Source organism: Salinicola sp. LHM, from assembly GCF_034479735.1.
Lineage (GTDB): Bacteria > Pseudomonadota > Gammaproteobacteria > Pseudomonadales > Halomonadaceae > Salinicola > Salinicola salarius.
On record NZ_CP140261.1, the window covers coordinates 1365009 to 1380394 of the forward strand.

10 protein-coding genes are annotated in these 15386 nt (G+C 65.2%); 1 reads left to right on the forward strand and 9 read right to left on the reverse strand.

Going from position 1 to position 15386, the window contains the following annotated elements; all coding sequences use genetic code 11:
- Positions 1-138: 138 nt before the first annotated feature.
- The 5 genes from R5R73_RS06435 to R5R73_RS06455 all read right to left on the reverse strand — a co-directional run bounded on the left by R5R73_RS06435 (position 139) and on the right by R5R73_RS06455 (position 7693).
- Positions 139-1389, reverse strand: a complete 1251-nt coding sequence (locus tag R5R73_RS06435) for a sarcosine oxidase subunit beta family protein (RefSeq protein WP_110631306.1) — start codon at positions 1387-1389, stop codon at positions 139-141.
- Positions 1390-1708: 319 nt separating this feature from the next.
- The gene (locus R5R73_RS06440) at positions 1709-2779 is read right to left on the reverse strand and encodes a GlxA family transcriptional regulator (protein ID WP_322529195.1); all 1071 of its coding nucleotides are present in this window, start codon (positions 2777-2779) and stop codon (positions 1709-1711) included.
- A 138-nt stretch (positions 2780-2917) separates the two neighbouring features.
- On the reverse strand, positions 2918-5008 hold the full coding sequence (locus tag R5R73_RS06445; protein WP_322529196.1) for a RecQ family ATP-dependent DNA helicase: 2091 nt from the start codon (positions 5006-5008) through the stop codon (positions 2918-2920).
- Positions 5005-6756 carry an MFS transporter gene (locus R5R73_RS06450; protein ID WP_322529197.1) on the reverse strand — a complete coding sequence of 584 codons (1752 nt, stop codon included), beginning with the start codon at positions 6754-6756 and terminating at the stop codon, positions 5005-5007. Before R5R73_RS06450 ends, R5R73_RS06445 begins: the two co-directional genes overlap by 4 nt.
- A 169-nt stretch (positions 6757-6925) precedes the next feature.
- Positions 6926-7693 (reverse strand): ATP-binding cassette domain-containing protein, encoded by a 768-nt coding sequence (locus R5R73_RS06455; RefSeq protein ID WP_071232625.1) that lies wholly within the window; start codon positions 7691-7693, stop codon positions 6926-6928.
- 170 nt (positions 7694-7863) lie between these two features.
- On the opposite strand from R5R73_RS06455, the gene R5R73_RS06460 reads away from it, so the two are divergent.
- Positions 7864-9126 (forward strand): hypothetical protein, encoded by a 1263-nt coding sequence (locus R5R73_RS06460; RefSeq protein WP_322529198.1) that lies wholly within the window; start codon positions 7864-7866, stop codon positions 9124-9126.
- 64 nt (positions 9127-9190) lie between these two features.
- On the opposite strand, the gene R5R73_RS06465 is transcribed toward R5R73_RS06460, so the two are convergent.
- The 4 genes from R5R73_RS06465 to R5R73_RS06480 form a co-directional block, all read right to left on the reverse strand.
- Positions 9191-9718: a sigma-70 family RNA polymerase sigma factor gene (locus R5R73_RS06465; RefSeq protein ID WP_322529199.1), complete on the reverse strand. Its 528-nt coding sequence runs from the start codon at positions 9716-9718 to the stop codon at positions 9191-9193.
- Between the two features lie 126 nt (positions 9719-9844).
- On the reverse strand, positions 9845-12358 hold the full coding sequence (locus R5R73_RS06470; RefSeq protein ID WP_322529200.1) for a GNAT family N-acetyltransferase: 2514 nt from the start codon (positions 12356-12358) through the stop codon (positions 9845-9847).
- Between the two features lie 69 nt (positions 12359-12427).
- Positions 12428-13789 carry a lysine N(6)-hydroxylase/L-ornithine N(5)-oxygenase family protein gene (locus tag R5R73_RS06475; protein WP_322529201.1) on the reverse strand — a complete coding sequence of 454 codons (1362 nt, stop codon included), beginning with the start codon at positions 13787-13789 and terminating at the stop codon, positions 12428-12430.
- A complete protein-coding gene (locus R5R73_RS06480) occupies positions 13783-15366 on the reverse strand; it encodes an aspartate aminotransferase family protein (protein ID WP_322529202.1) in 1584 nt (527 codons plus the stop codon). Before R5R73_RS06480 ends, R5R73_RS06475 begins: the two co-directional genes overlap by 7 nt.
- Positions 15367-15386 lie beyond the last annotated feature (20 nt).

The window sequence follows — 15386 nt, forward strand, 5'->3', positions numbered from 1 at the left end:
CTGCGTTACGCGGTGCTGGAGCGCCAGCCCGGTCGGAATCCTCACCTATACCCCATAGGCTCCGGTTGCTGCGCTCCGTGCGCCTTGCGACGGAATGCCGCCCACTTCATCCTGCTCGCCGATTTATTCAGCGCTTCCTTAGTGGGCGACGCCAGCGGCGCCGTGTTCGTCCACCAGGGCGCCGGTGTGGAAGCGGTCGATCGAGAACGGTGCGGCCAGCGGATGCGCTTCGCCCTTGGCCAGCGTCGCCGCGAAGACATGGCCGGAGCCCGGCGTAGCCTTGAAGCCACCGGTGCCCCAGCCGCAGTTGAAGAACATGCCCTTGACCGGCGTGGCCGAGAGGATCGGACTGGCGTCGGGGCAGGTGTCGACGATGCCGCCCCATTGGCGGTTCATGCGCACGCGGGAGAAGATCGGGAACATCTCGACGATCGCCTGCAGGGTATGCTCGACGGTCGGGTAGCTGCCGCGCTGGCCATAACCCACGTAGCCGTCGATGCCGGCGCCAATGACCAGATCGCCCTTGTCCGACTGGCTGATGTAGCCATGCACGTGGTTGGACATGACCACCGTATCCAGCACCGGCTTCAGCGGCTCGGAGACCAGCGCTTGCAACGGGTGCGACTCGAGCGGGAGCTTGAAGCCAGCCATTTTGGCGAGCACGCCGGAGTTCCCGGCGGCGACGCAGCCCACCGTCTTCGCTTCGATGTCGCCGCGATTGGTGTGAACGCCATAGACGCGGCCATCACGGATCTTGAAACCGGTGACTTCGGTGTTCTGCAGCAAGTCCACGCCGAGTGCGTCCGCCGCCCGCGCGTAGCCCCAGGCCACGGCATCGTGACGGGCCACGCCGCCGCGCGGCTGCCAGGAAGCGCCGAGGACCGGATAGCGGGCCCGGCTCGAGCAGTCGAGGATCGGCACGATCTCCTGGACCCCCTTGGCATCGAGGACTTCGCCATCGATCCCGTTCAGGCGGTTGGCGTTGACGCGACGCTGGATGTCGCGCATGTCCTGCAGCGTGTGGCCGAGGTTGAGCACGCCCCGCTGCGAGAACATCACGTTGTAGTTGATGTCCTGGGAGAGTCCTTCCCACAGCTTCATGGAGTGTTCGAACAGCGCCGCCGCTTCGTCCCACAGGTAGTTGGAGCGCACGATCGTGGTGTTGCGAGCGGTGTTGCCGCCACCCAGCCAGCCTTTCTCGATCACCGCGACATTGGTGATGTTGTGGACCTTGGCCAGATAGTAGGCGGTAGCCAGGCCGTGGCCGCCACCGCCGACGATGACGATGTCGTACTGCTTCTTCGGCGTGGGGTTGCGCCACTGGCGCTGCCAGTTTTCGTGATGGTTCAGCGCGTGCTTGACCAGACCGAATCCGGAATAGCGTTGCATGCTTTTCTCCTGGAGGGGCGCCGCCCGGGCAGGCTCGCCGCAGCGTTGGAAACCGTTGAAATCAGATCGTTGGAAGCTTGCGCTCATGATCCGCCAGGCAGATCGAAAGGCGCTTGAACGTTTGCGACAGGATAATTGAATGGAGGGGAAGCCAGGTTCGAGCGTAAAACCGCGCTGTGGCGTGGCAGCCGTGCGCTGCTGGCCAGCCGGGAGAGGCCGGGCCTATCCCGAGAACGATATTGACGACGCTAACGTTTCCGACAGTCGGGCTGGGTAGAACGGGGCGGTGCCGACACGGAGCGCGAGCGGATAGACGCCTTCAGCGCTGAGCAGGCGTGGCGATCTCGAGCGCTCGGGAGCTCTGGCCGACATGGAGAAAGAACGGGTCCACGAGCCTGGCGCGCTGATCCTCGGAAAGCCGCCTGACCTCCGAAGGAGGAATGCCGAACACCTCGCGAAAGTGACGCGAGAAGTGGGCCGTGTCGGCAAAGCCGCAGCGCTCGCCGATATCCGTGATGCTGTGCTTGGTGTAGTTCAGCATCCAGCATCCGTAATGCAGACGCAGGTCGCGGGCGAATTTCTGCGGCCCGACCCCGAACTGTTCCCGGAAATGGCGCTCGATGTTGCGCCGCGAAGTATGCAGGCGCTTCGCCAGCCGCTCGATCGTGACGACCTCGCCCAGATGCTGCTCGAAGATCGAGATGGCCCGGCGCACCAGCGGATCGGAAACCCGGCTGAAGACCACGGGCTGAGGTTGGGGATGTTGCCCGGGCCGCGGCTCGTCGATCAGCATGATATGCAGGCTCTTCTTCGCCCATAGCCGCCCCAGGTGTCGCTCCACCAGGTACGCGGCCAGGTCGGCGGAGGCCACGCCGCCGGCACAGGTCAATCGATTGCCGTCATCCAGGAAGAGCTGGTCGGCCACCGGCTCGATATCCGGGTAGCGTTGCACGAGATCGGCATGGTGATACCAGCTGATGCAGCATCGACGGCCATCCATCAACCCTGCCTTGATCAGGGAGAAGACCCCGGTACAGACACCGACGAGAGGAACGTCGCATTGTGCGGCCAGGCGCAGATAATCCAGCGCCTGCTGATCCTCCTCTTCGGCCGCGCCGAGCACGCCGCCGATGACCACGATGTAATCGAAGCGCTCGGGGGCCGTCAGCGGCCCGCAGCCGGTGATCGTGGCGCCGCTGCTGGACACGACGTCCTGCCCGCCACTGCTCATGAACTGCCAGCGACAACGGATCTGCTGACTGCGGTCGCCGTCGTCGGCGGACAGCCGCAGGCAATCGACGAAGGCCGAGAACGGCAGGATGGTGAAGCGCTGCAGCAGCACGAACCCGACCGAAAGCGGCTCGTCTGGAGAGGAGAAATCTGGAGCCATATCGTAAGTCTCAGGGCATGGTCGAGGCCGAGGCATCAAACCAGTTTGTCATAACGCACGCTGATACGTCGCTTCCGCAATCCCAGGAGCAGTGCTCGATGGGCCTCGTTGCCATTCACCATCGGTCAATGTCTCGCATCAATGTCTCGCGCAGGCATTGGCCCACGCCTTGATCTCGGGATAGGGGCGCTGCTCGAAGACGCCAAAGCCGGGCAGCTGCCGTGCCTTGAGCGGCGTGAAGACCGGCATGGCGAGCCCGCACAGAAAGTGCGCGATGCGTTGCGCGCCCGGCACCGTGCCGATCTGCTCGCGATGCCGCTCGATCAGCGGCCGGGCGTATCGTTCGAAGTCGGCATCGGTCAATTCAGGCAGCGCCGCCGCGCTCGGCAGGCGAGCGACGTGGCCGTGGCAGACCGAGCAGTGGCCGCAGCCCTGGGCGGCTTGAACAGGCTGGCCGCAGCCCCGGGCGGCCTGAACCGGCTGGCCGCTGCCCATTGGTGCACCATCTTGCTCGAAATGCGCGTCGCCGAAGTAAGCGGCGAGTCGTCGGGTCAGGCAGGTATCCGATTCGAACAGCGCCAGCATCGCCTGCAGACGTTCGATCTCGATCTGCTCGCGGGACTGGCTTTCCGCCAGCAGACGATCGGTCAGGGCGTCGATGTCGAACGCGGGTTGGCATACCTCGTAGACATCGGTCATGCGCTTGCCTTCCAGCACCACCCAGCCCTTGTCCTGGAAGTACTCCAGCGCGGTGATGACGCGCGAGCGTGAGGTATCGATCCCCGCGTCCACGCCGGCGCGGTAGAGACGCTCGAAATCCACCGTACCCCAGGTCTTGGCGATGGCGATGTTGTCGACCAGCAGGCGCACGAAGTCGGCGCGTTCCCCCTGAAAGCGTGCGATCAGGTCGCCGGGCTCCTCCAGATAGCGCAGCCGGTATTCGGCCAGATAGGCGAAGCGGGGCGCGATCACGCCGTGCATCTCGAGACGCACCAGCAATGTCTTCAGCGGCAACAGACGGATATTGCTGTCGCGGGAGAGCGTGTTGAGCAGCACCGGCCACTGACGCTGCGGCTGGTGGCCGGCCTCGGCGATCTCGGCCAGCACGTGACGTATGCCCTCGCGTTCCGGCGTGTCGCCGTAGACGAAGTTCTCCAGCACGCGCAGGCCGTCGCGACCGGCCAGCATCAGGCAGCGTGACGGCTCGCCGTCGCGACCGGCACGGCCGATCTCCTGGCTGTAGTTCTCTATCGACTTGGGCAGGTCGTAGTGGATCACGTTGCGGATGTTGCCCTTGTCGATCCCCATGCCGAAGGCGATGGTGGCGACGATGCAGGGAATCTCGCCGCGCATGAAGCCCTGCTGGATCTCGTCCCGCGTCTCGCTGTCTAGGCCGGCGTGATAGGCGCGCACCGTGAAGCCCTGATTCGCCAGCGCCGCGGCGACCGACTCGGCGGTCTGCTGCAGGGTGACGTAGACGATGGTGGGCGCCTGTGATGCCGGCTGATGTCCTGGCGACTGTCGTGACGAGCGTTGCGGCGCCAGCCAGTCGACCAGCGCCGGCAGCCGGCGCTCGCTCTCTACCGGCTGCACCAGCAGCTCGAGGTTGTCGCGATAGAAACCGGTGGTGACGACGTCATCCAAGGCGATGGCGAACTTGGCGCGCATGTCGTCGATCACGGCGGGCGTCGCGGTGGCGGTCAGCAGCAGCGCCTGAGGGATGCCGAACTCGCGCTGGTAATCCGGCAGCTTCAGGTAGTCCGGGCGAAAATTGTGTCCCCACTCGGAGATGCAGTGGGCTTCGTCGATCACCAGCAGCGAGATCGCGACCTGGCGCAGGAAATGGCGAAAGCGCTCGTTCTTGAGCCGTTCCACCGACACCATCAGGATCTTCAGCTCGCCGCGGCGGGCACGGTCCATGATGTCGCGGGCAGTGGCGCGGTCCTGGGTCGAATCGAGGCTCGCGGCCGCCACGCCGTGGCGCTGGAGAAACGCCAGCTGGTCCTGCATCAGCGCCAGCAGCGGAGACACCACCAGCGTGAGATGGGGCAGGTGGAGCGCCGGCAGTTGGTAGCAGAGCGACTTGCCGGCACCGGTGGCGAAGATCGCTGCCGTCGAGCGGCCGGCGATGACGCGCTCGACGACCGCTTCCTGGCCACCGCGGAACGCCGGGAAGCCGAATACGTCGAACAGGGTCTTGCGGGCGCTTTCGATGTTCGCCTGAGTCATGTTCTCTCCTGGGGCCACGGCGCGGTCGTATCCAGCGAATGGTCCTCGGCCGACTCGTCGGTGGTCGGTTCGGTCTGGTTCGGCGTCAACGCCGGCTGGTCATACCGCGAGGAACGATAGCTGACGCCGTGGCGCAGGCGCGGGGCCTCCGGGCCGCTGTGCAGTGCCGTGACCCGGTCGATGATGGCGCGGTCCGCCAGCGTCAACCGGTCCAGCATACGCAGATGCTGCAGCCAGTTGGGCACGAGGAACACCTCCTGCCATAGATCGCGGTCGACGACGTCGCGGTAGAGCGACCAGCGCTTGGCACCGTTGCGCAGCCGCAGCTTTCTCAGTGGCCGCACGGCGCGGGCGAATTCGCGCAGATGCTCGCTGTCGATGCGGTATTCGACCGTCACCATGACCGAGCCCCGTGCCGGATTGAATTCGAAGTCCGGCCTATGGGTGTGCGCTTCCGGCGCCTCGACCAGATCGTTGGCGTCCAGGTCCGGCAGCCTGGAAGGGAGCAGCAGCAACGCCGAGACGATCAGCAGCGCGCCGGCCAGCATCAGCGCCATCTGTACGCCTAGGCCGTCGGCCAGTTGCCCCCACAGCAGCGAACCCAGCGTCAGGCCGGCGTAGAGCGCGGTCTGATACAGCGCCAGGGCGCGGGCCTTGACCCAGTCCGGCACCAGTATCTGCACCGAGGAGTTGTAGGAAGCCACGGCCGCGATCCAGCAGCTGCCGCCGACGATGAGCGCCGGAAACAGCACCCACAGCGTATCGAGCCCGCCGAGCGCCAGCATCACCAGGCCCAGCAACATCGCGGAGAAGCTGATCAAGCGGCTGCTGCCGACTCGCTGGCGGGCCTGGTTGACCAGCGTGCTGCCGGCGATCGCGCCGATGCCGAGGCCGCCGAGCATGTAGCCGTAGAGCGAGGCGCTGCCGCTGGGGTGCTGATGGGCCAGCAGCGGCAGCAGCGCCCAGAGTGCGCTGGCGGAGATGCCGAAGATGAACGAGCGCATCATCACCAGCCGCGTGACGCTGGAGTACTGCACGAAATGCAGCGCCGCCTTGACGCCTTCCCAGATGCGTTCCGGGGGCAGAGACTTGGGAAGCACCGCACGCTTCCAGCGCCACAGCGCGGCGATCAGCCCGCAGAAGCAGAGCACGTTGAGCAGGAAGATCCACGCCGGCCCCACCGCGGCCAGCAGCAGCCCGCCGATGGCCGGACCGATGGCGCGGGCGGCGTTGTAGTTGACGCTGTTGAGCAGCACGGCGCTCGAGACCAGGTTGCGCGGTACCTGTTCGTTGACCGCCGCCTGCCACGCCGGGGTGGTAATCGCCCCGCCGATGGAAACGCACAGAATCGAGACGATCAGCAGCGTCGGGGAGAGCAGGTTCATGAAGGCGATCAGCGTGATGAACAGCCCGCCGAGCACTTCGATGCCCAGCCCGAGCAGCATCACCTTGCGGCGATCGTAGTTGTCGGCGATCACCCCGGTGACGATCGACATCAGCACCAGCGGCAGCGCCGCCGCGACCTGGATCATCGCCACCGCCACCGCGCCGCCGTCGTTCGACGTCACCACCCACGCCGCCGCCACCGACTGCGCCCACACGCCGAGATTGGCGAACAGGTTGGCGATCCAGATCATTCGGAACGCCGGGACTCCCAGTGGGGCGAAGGTGCTGACATCCGCCGGGCGTGGCGGCGTCTGTTCGGGTTCTAGTGTCAGATCGCTCTGGCGGGAAACGGGTTGCAGCATGGCGAGCTCGCAGACAAGGGGCGAATCGGAAGGCAAAGCCTGAAGATTAGCATCCTTGGTTCAGCCGTGCGGGTCCAGCGCTATGGTGCTCCGGCAGAGGAGATGCCGATACGTCATGAGGCGGCAGACGACGCTCGCCGATCACGAGACAGGAGGCCGGGAAAATGGCCTACTGCAGCACCGCGATGGGGCAGGCATCGGCGGGGTGATTCATCACCCGCATCGGGATGCCGTAGATGGCTTCCAGATTGGTATCGTTCATCATGCTGGCGGGCTCGCCTTCGGCGAGAAGCTTGCCGCTATGCAGCGCGACCAGATGATCGCAGTAGCGTGCGGCCATGTTGACGTCGTGGAGCACGATGATCACGCCGAGGCCCAGTTCGCGACAGAGCTTGCGCACCAGCGCCAGCACTTCGACCTGATGGGCGATATCCAGCGCCGCCAGCGGCTCGTCGAGCAGCAGATAGCGACTACCCTGGGCCAGCAGCATGGCCAGCCACACGCGCTGGCGCTCGCCGCCGGAGAGCGTGTCGACCAGACGGTCGGCGAAGGCTTCGGTATGGGTCAGGGCGATGGCGCGCTCGATCTGCTGATGATCATGGCGATTGAGGCGCCCCAGCAGGCCATGCCACGGGTAGCGGCCGAAACCGATCAGCTCGCGGCAGGTGAGGTTTTCGGCGCTGGGAAGATGCTGCGGCAGATAGGCGACCTGGCGGGCGAACTCTCGCGGTTTCCACTGCGACAGCGGGCGGCCATCTAGCCGGATGTTACCGTGACTGACCGGCTGCTGCTGCGCGAGCAGCTTGAGCAGCGTCGACTTGCCGGAACCGTTGTGCCCGATCAGACCGTAGATCCGGCCTTCACCGAAGGTGAAATCGATAGGGGAGAGCAACGTCTTGCCCGCGATCTCGAAGCTCGCCGATTGGACTTCGAACATGGACGGGGCAACCTCGCAGCGAGTGGTGGGTCACAGGGTGGAATGCAATCCTAATTCAAATACGAACGCTTATCAAAGACACTTGTCGTCGTTTATCGATTGGCAGCGTCCCTGGCCGGACGAATATCCCTGTCTCTGGAGCGCGAACCCATGATAAGGAGCCCGACCCCATGAAAGTGTGGTTATCGATTGTGCTGTTCGCGCTCGTCGCCGGGGGCGTGCTGACCGCCGTTGCCTCGCACGAGCCGTTCGAGCCTCGCATGGTGCGCCTGGAAGCGCAGCGGGCACTGCCGTCGCTGGCGCCGGCGCTGGCCGAGGAGTCGCCGGAGATCAACGCGCTCTTTCTGAGCTACGCCGGCGAGCCGGCGCTCTGGGCCGCTGCCTGGCTGGCGATCCGCAATCACGGCGATCTGGCTCGTGAAGCGCTGCTCGATTACGGCCTCGATCCCGCGTTCCAGCGCGTGCTGGTGCGTTTCGGCGCGGATGCGGTGCTGCCGGTGAGTTACTACCGCGATCACGATATCGCCATGCTGCGCGCCCAGCACTGGCTGGGTACGCGCTACCGGCAGGCGAGCGAACAGCTGGAGCGCTGGTGGGGGGATGAAAATGAGACATCGAACGACCGCGATGCTGGCAGCGAGGACGCCACCCAAAAGATGGAATCCGACACTGCTTCGCTCGAAGCCCGCTCCCCTTCATCTGAAACTCGCTCCTCATCAGCCGACACCCTGACGTCGGCACGGCGCGGGCAGATCGCGATCGCAATTCTGGAAGAAGAGGGCCATGGTTTTCTCGCCCAGTTCGTCGTCGATTCTGACGGCGAGGTGCAGTGGCTACAGAGCGAGCGGGTGGTGAGCGATATCGGCGATTTCTTCACCAGCGGCCTGCGCGATCTGGAAAGCCAGTGGCGCCGCGGCGAGCCGATCGGCGTTGCCGACATGGGTTGGGCCGGCGTTGACCTGCTGGTGATGACCAGTGCGATCAAGGTGCTGCGGGCCGGCCGCGCGGTCCGTGCCGGTACCGCCGTCGAAGGACAGGGTGCGCGGGCGGCGGCGCGTGGCGTGCTGGCCGGGGGCGGGCGCTTCGTCAATCTATCGAGAGCGGCCAAGGTCGCGGCGATCACCGGTACGGTTTATGTCGTCCTGCGGCATCCCAGCCTCGTCAGCGCGCTGGGGGCCAATATCGGCCGGTGGCTGGGCTGGCCGGTGTGGTTGGGGCAGTTCCTGATCTGGACACTGGCGCTGCTGCCATTGCTGATCGTTGCGCGGTTCGTCTATCGCTGGCTGCTGGCGCCGCTGTTATGGCTGTTGGTGCCGTTGCTGAAGGCGAGCTCGAGAACGCCGCGCTGGTTGGCGAAAAGGCGGCGGTCGTGGAGCGATGGCACACTGAGTGCTCGATCGCCAAATGACGCCAGAACGGATCCCACGTTATGAATGACGACGCCTGTCTCCATGCGATAGGCATGAGTTGGTATCCCAGCGTCGCCGGTTCTCGAGGCTAGTGCCGCGCTGCCCATTCCAGGCTATCCAATTCCAGGCTATCCAGCTCCTCCTGGCAGCGCGTCAGGGCCTGGGCGATGTAGCGCCCCGCCATGCGTTCGGAAACCCCCAGACGCTGGCCGATTTCGCGCTGGGTCATGCCCTCCATGCGATACCAGATCAGTGCCTGGCGTAGCCGTTCCGGCAAGCCGGCCAACGTCTGCGTGAGCTGACGGACACACTGCTGCTGACAGGCTTCGGCTTCCGGGCAAGCGCGTGGGCAGACCAGTACCGGTTCCAGCGTGTCGATGGCGATCAGTTCGGGCGCCTGTCGTCGGCGATGATCGATCAGCAGATTGCGGGCGATGCGGAAGAGATAGGCGCGCGGGTTCTCGAGCCCGTTTTCCGAAGCGGTGTTGAGCAGGCGCAGGTAGACCTCGTGACAGAGATCGGCGGCCTGCTCTCCGGATTCGAGCTGGCGGCGGAGAAAGCCCAGCAGCTCGCGATGGTGCTGGCGATAGAGAGACTCGAACAGTGCTTCGCGCATGATGGCGGCCCTGGGGGCAGAACGACAGAAGTGACGCGATCATGGCAAAAATGAGAATCATTAGCAATTGTTCGAGGCCGGGCACCTCGACGTGCGCCCGGCGATGGATCGGGGGCGTCGGCTACCTCATGCCGACACGGTCGGTGCGTCGCGCTCGTCCCCGGCGCCGTTCCGCCGTTCAGACACCGGGTGATAGGCGGCGATGGGGTTGGTCAGCGTGCCGGCGAACTGCAGGTTCTTCGACGGATCGGCGAGATCGATCATCTGGCGGTTGTTACGCAGCTGCAGCCGGTTGAGGCAGGAGAGCGTGAATTCCGGCGCGAACAGATCGAAGCGTTCGAACTTGTCGGCGAACGCCGGGTGTCGTTGCTGGTAATCGATCACGCACGCCGCCACCAGTTGCCAGAACTCGTTCTCCTCGAGCTGGTTCGAAGCCACCAGAATCTCGGCCAGGAAGCGGAAGAAGCAGTCGAACAGGTCGGTGAAGATCGACAGGATCTTCAACTCCTCGGGCACCTCCACCGCGATGCGCCGGGCGGCTTCCGGCAGCGACTGGCCGTTGTCGAAGATGCCGGTCTCCTCGCCGATATCCTTGAGGATCGCGCCGACCGGCACATGGTTCTCGAGTTGCAGAATCAGGTTCTCGCCGTGAGGCATGAACACCAGATCGTGAGCGAAGAAGCAGTGCAGCAGCGGCGTCATGTAGGCCGCCAGGTAGCGCTCGATCCAGTTGCGTGCGCCGATGCCGGAGGCGTCGATCAGTGCCGGCAGCAGCGCATCGCCATTGGCGTCCCGGTGCAGCAGCGCAGCCATGGTCGTCAGCCGCCGATGGGGCGCGATGCGGGTATAGGGGCTCTCCCGCCACAGGCACGCCAGCATCTTCTGATACGGGCTCTGCTTGTCGGTAGCGGCCTCGAAACCGGCGTGGTGATAGCCCAGCGTAGCGACTTCACGCAGTACGCTGAAGCCCCGTGCCTGCAGTTCCGGGTCGCTTGCGACCAGGTTCTCGACCCAGGCATTGATGGCCGGCGTGCCGCGCATGTAGTGGGGCGACAGCCCGCGCATGAAGCCCATGTTGAGAATCGACAGCGCGAACTTGACGTAACGCCGCCGGGGCCGCGAGACGTTGAACCAGGTGCGGATCGACTGCTGGGCGCGGTAATCGTCGTCCGCCTCGCCGAGCAGCACCAGGCGCTGCTCGGCCACTTCGCCGGCAAAGGTGATCGCCAGTTTGTGTCGCCATTGCCACGGGTGAACCGGCATGAAGACGTAGTCGTCGGGGTCGAGGCCGAGCGCACGCAGCCGAGCCACGAAACGCTCCCGTACCGAGGTGTCCAGCTCGTCTTCGATGAGGGATTCGAAGTCGAGCCCGTCGATGGCGCTGTAGGTCGTGCAGTGACGCACTGCCGCCAGCCAGACGGGGCGAATCGCGGCGCCGGCTTCCGGGGCGTAGCGGTGATAGTCCTCGACGTCGAAACCGATCCGCCCGCTGTTGGCGACGAAGCAGGGGTGGCCTTCGCTCATCGTCGTCTCCACGATCTGGAAATCGGCCAGTGCGAGTTCACCGGCCGGCGGCACGTCTCGGCCAAGCTTGTAGGCCATGCCGGCCAGAGTGCTGGCGATCTCTTCCAGATAGGTGGGCAGATTGTCGGGATCGATGTTCAGCCGCGCGCGGCATTCCAGTAGAAATTGCGCCACGTCCAGCGCTTGCGGATCGCCTTCGCGGGTCTTGGCAAGCGTTCCCTTGTCGATCCACCAGTGATCCAGCGCCATCCGGCGGGCGCGGAAACGATAGACGATGCTGTCGCTATCGGTGGTGAGCCGATAATCGGCCCAGCCATCGGCCTCGGGCAGGGATTCCGCTAACGGCGCCAGCAGGCGTTCATGGGCGAACTCGCTGATCGCCTTGCCCAGCAGGTCGCGATTGGCGCGCTGCCAGCGGTCGGGGCGGAGATGGTCGACCGCTTCGTCCATTGCGGTGTTGGGGCGCTGCGAGGCGTGCAGCGACTCGAATCGCTCGCGGGTGCAGAACCCCAGCCGGGCGGTCTTCTCTGCCAGTTGGATCTCGCCTTCGTAGACGAACCCGGCGCGACGGTTGAGCGGATGGATTTTGGCATTGGTGACGTCCGGCTCGACGACGATCCGCTGCGTTGCCGGGTCGCTGAACAGGAACGCCACGACGGTATCGATCACGGCCTGACTGAAGCCGTGAATCGGCGATGTCGCCGGGTTTCTCGGCGCGACTAGAAAGTGCATGCCACGGTCGCCGGGCTGAACCGGGTAGTGCTCGCCGACCGGATCGTGGCGCGGGTCGTAGCATTCGACCAGAAACGCCGGCTGGCCATCGTGGAGGCCGAGAAAGGCCTGGGCGCTGTCGCTCTGCGCCATGTCGCGGTAGAAAGCCGTGACCTGATCTCGGCTATCGCCGTTCATGCCCCAGAAGCGGGCACTATCGCGGTTGACCCAGTCGAACACGGTGTCGATGTCCCGGTCGAGATCGAGCGGGCGCAGGGAGAGGGTGCCGATGCCCGGCCAGTCGCGATGAAATCTCAGGTCGGGCGAATAGAGGCTGCTGGCAGATGTGGTGTGTGTCGCGGTGGCTGTCTCGGCGTTGGCCAGTCGAGTTTGCGGTAAGTTCATGAGTCTCTCTCCTGACGGAAAGTCGGAAATCGGAAATCGGGAATGGCGAATCGGGGCATTCGGTAGCCCTCACGCCGTGGCCCGCTGCGGCTGGAACACGCGGTCATCGGGCGCGCCGAAGTCCTGGAAGGTGAATCCGCGCTCGATCGGATAGACCTCGCGCCCGGCCAGTTCGCGGATGATGCAGGCGTTGCGGTAGCACGCCATGCCGAGATCCGGCGCGACCAGCCCGTGGGTATGCAGCTCGGCGTTCTGGACGAAGATGTCGCCGTCGGTGCCGATGCCGTAGTAACGGCTGACCGCGTAGCGGCCCGCATCGTCCCGCCGGATGCGGTGCTCGATCGGCGCCAGGAAGTCCGGCCTGTGCGCCGCGTAGCCGGTGGCGAGAATCAGCCCCGCCGTCCGGTGCTGGAAACGTCGGTTCTGCTCGGTCTGGGTGAAGGTCAGGTCGAAGCGGCGATGGGCGGCATCGAAATGGCAGCTTTCCAGCTCGGCGCAGGTGAGCAGGTGGGTATCCACCTTGCCCTGCAGGCTCTTGGTATAGAGGCGGTCGTAGATGGTGTTGATCAGGTCGAGATCGATGCCCTTGTAGAGCCCTTTCTGCTGGCGCATCAGCTCGTCACGGGTCGACTCGGGCAGGGCGTGGAAGTAGTCGATGTAGTCCGGCGAGGTCATCTCGAGGGTCAGCTTGCCGTACTCCAGCGGGAAGAAGCGCGGCGAGCGGGTGACCCAGCTCAGGGTGTAGCCGTGGGCGTCGATCTCGTCGAGCAGGTCGAGATAGATTTCCGCTGCGCTCTGGCCGCTGCCGACGATAGTGATCGCTGACTTCGCTTGTAGCGCCGCCTTGTGCTCGAGATAGCGCGAGGAGTGCACCACGCGCTCGGCCACCGGCTGGCAGCACGCCGGAATCATCGGCTCGCTGCCGGTACCCAGTACCAGCCGCCGGGCGCGATAGATGCGATTGCCACGGTCGTCGAAGTCATGGCCGGCATCGTCGTCGAGATCGCCCGCACGGGTGTCTCGGCAGTGAATGTGATAGCAACGTTCGTCGTCGTCATAGGTGATGCGCTGGACGTCGTGATCGAAGCGCAGCGACTCGAGCTGCGTGGTGACCCACTGGCAGTACTGGTTGTATTCGTTGCGCAGCAGGAAGAAGTTCTCGCGGATGTAGAAGTTGTAGAGCCGCCCCTGGGCTTTCAGATAATTGAGAAAACTGAAGCGACTGGTCGGGTCGGCCAGCGTGACCAGATCGGCCATGAAGGGTGTCTGCAAGGTGGCGTCCTCGAGCAGCAGTCCGGGGTGCCAGTCGAAGCTCGAACGACGCTCGAGAAACAGGCCGTCGAGATCGTCGATGGGGTCGGTCAGGCAGGCGAGGCCGAGATTGAACGGCCCCAGACCGATGGCGATGAAGTCATGGATGCGGCTCAGCATGAGGTCTTTCTCCGAACGATTGACGGGCGGGCAGCGGGCGATACCTGGGGCGACATCAAGGACGCGCCGACATCGGCGATCTCCGAGATCAGGGCGGTCAGATCCTCGAGGCGGGTCATGGGATTGAGCAGGGTGAACTTGAGATAGAAGCGCCCGTCGACCCGGGTGGCGGCGATGACCGCCTCGCCACGTCGCGACAGCGTCCGGCGAATCCGGCGGTTGATCGCCTCGATCCGGGCATCCTCTTCCAGCGCCGTCGGGCGATAGCGAAACACCAGCGTGCTCAGCGCCGGAGCCATCAGCACGTCGAAATCATCACGCGCTCGAAGCACGCGGCAGGTTTGACGGGTCAGTTCGATCACGTCGTCGAGACAGTCGCCCAGGTGATCGGCGCCCAGCGTGCGCAGGCTCATCCACAGCTTCAGCGCGTCGAAGCGCCGGGTCGTCTGCAGGCTCTTGTTGACCAGATCCGGCGTGCCGCCTTCGGCCTGGTCGCGGGGGTTGAGATAGTCGGCGTGGTAGGTGACATGGCGCAGCTGGCGGCGATCGCGCACCAGGCAGGCGCTGCAGCTCACCGGCTGGAAGAAGGTCTTGTGGTAGTCGATGCCGACCGAGTCCGCCTGCTCGATGCCGGCGAGCCAGTGGCGATGGCGCGAGGAGAGCAGTAGCCCGCCGCCGTAGGCCGCATCGACATGCAGCCAGATGCCGCGCTGGCGGCAGCGCTCGGCAATGGCGGGAATCGGGTCGATGCTGCCGAAGTCGGTGGTGCCTGCGGTAGCGACGATCGCGAACGGGATTCGTCCTGCCTCGTCGCACGCCTTCAGCGCGGCCTCGAGCGCATCGGGATCCATGCGCTTGTCTGCGTCGCACGGCACCGCGATCACGGCGTCGTAGCCCAGCCCCAGCAGCGCGGCGGCCTTCTGCACGCTGAAGTGGCTGACTTCCGAGGTGAGAATGCGCAGGTCCCGGTAGTTTGGGGGGAGGCCATGATGGCGATTGCCACCGTGGCCAGGCATCGCTTCGCAGGCGCTATCGCGGGCGATGGCCAGTGCCATCAGGTTGGACTGGGTGCCGCCGCTGGTGAACACCCCGTCGGCGTCGTCGCCAAGCCCGATGCGTGCCGCGGTCCAGTCGATCAGCTTCTGCTCGATCAGGGTCGCGCCGGCGCTCTGGTCCCAGGTTTCCACTGCGGTGTTGAGCGGCGTGGCGATCGCCTCGGCCAGGATCGACGGCAGCGTGATGGGGCAGTTGAGATGCGCGACGTAGCGCGGGTGATGGAAATGCACGGCGTGATCGAGATAGAGCCGCTGGACCTCCTCGAGGCTGGCATCGAGATCGCCGAGCGGCCGGTCGAGATCGATCGTCTCGAACGCGGGCTGCAGTTCGTGGGGCTCGATGCCGCTGCAGGGGCCTTGCGCTTGGGTCAGCGTGCGGCGCACCAGATCCACGCAGCGCTGCATGCCGCTGCGATAGGCATCCAGCGACCAGTCGTTGAACAGATCGACCGAATCTGGCCGGCCTGGCGACCGGGGCCGATGCAAAGGAATGGGCGTGACGAATTCCGTGTCATGTCGCATGACAGATCCTCCTGATTGCC

Excerpts from the sequence above, each read along its gene's own strand:
- R5R73_RS06435 (WP_110631306.1), bottom strand. The coding sequence starts at position 1,389 with ATGCAACGCTATTCCGGATTCGGTCTGGTCAAGCACGCGCTGAACCAT.
- R5R73_RS06445 (WP_322529196.1), bottom strand. The coding sequence starts at position 5,008 with ATGACTCAGGCGAACATCGAAAGCGCCCGCAAGACCCTGTTCGACGTA.
- R5R73_RS06470 (WP_322529200.1), bottom strand. The coding sequence starts at position 12,358 with ATGAACTTACCGCAAACTCGACTGGCCAACGCCGAGACAGCCACCGCG.
- R5R73_RS06475 (WP_322529201.1), bottom strand. The coding sequence starts at position 13,789 with ATGCTGAGCCGCATCCATGACTTCATCGCCATCGGTCTGGGGCCGTTC.
- R5R73_RS06480 (WP_322529202.1), bottom strand. The coding sequence starts at position 15,366 with ATGCGACATGACACGGAATTCGTCACGCCCATTCCTTTGCATCGGCCC.
- R5R73_RS06455 (WP_071232625.1), bottom strand. The coding sequence starts at position 7,693 with ATGTTCGAAGTCCAATCGGCGAGCTTCGAGATCGCGGGCAAGACGTTG.
- R5R73_RS06460 (WP_322529198.1), top strand. The coding sequence starts at position 7,864 with ATGAAAGTGTGGTTATCGATTGTGCTGTTCGCGCTCGTCGCCGGGGGC.
- R5R73_RS06450 (WP_322529197.1), bottom strand. The coding sequence starts at position 6,756 with ATGCTGCAACCCGTTTCCCGCCAGAGCGATCTGACACTAGAACCCGAA.
- R5R73_RS06440 (WP_322529195.1), bottom strand. The coding sequence starts at position 2,779 with ATGGCTCCAGATTTCTCCTCTCCAGACGAGCCGCTTTCGGTCGGGTTC.
- R5R73_RS06465 (WP_322529199.1), bottom strand. The coding sequence starts at position 9,718 with ATGCGCGAAGCACTGTTCGAGTCTCTCTATCGCCAGCACCATCGCGAG.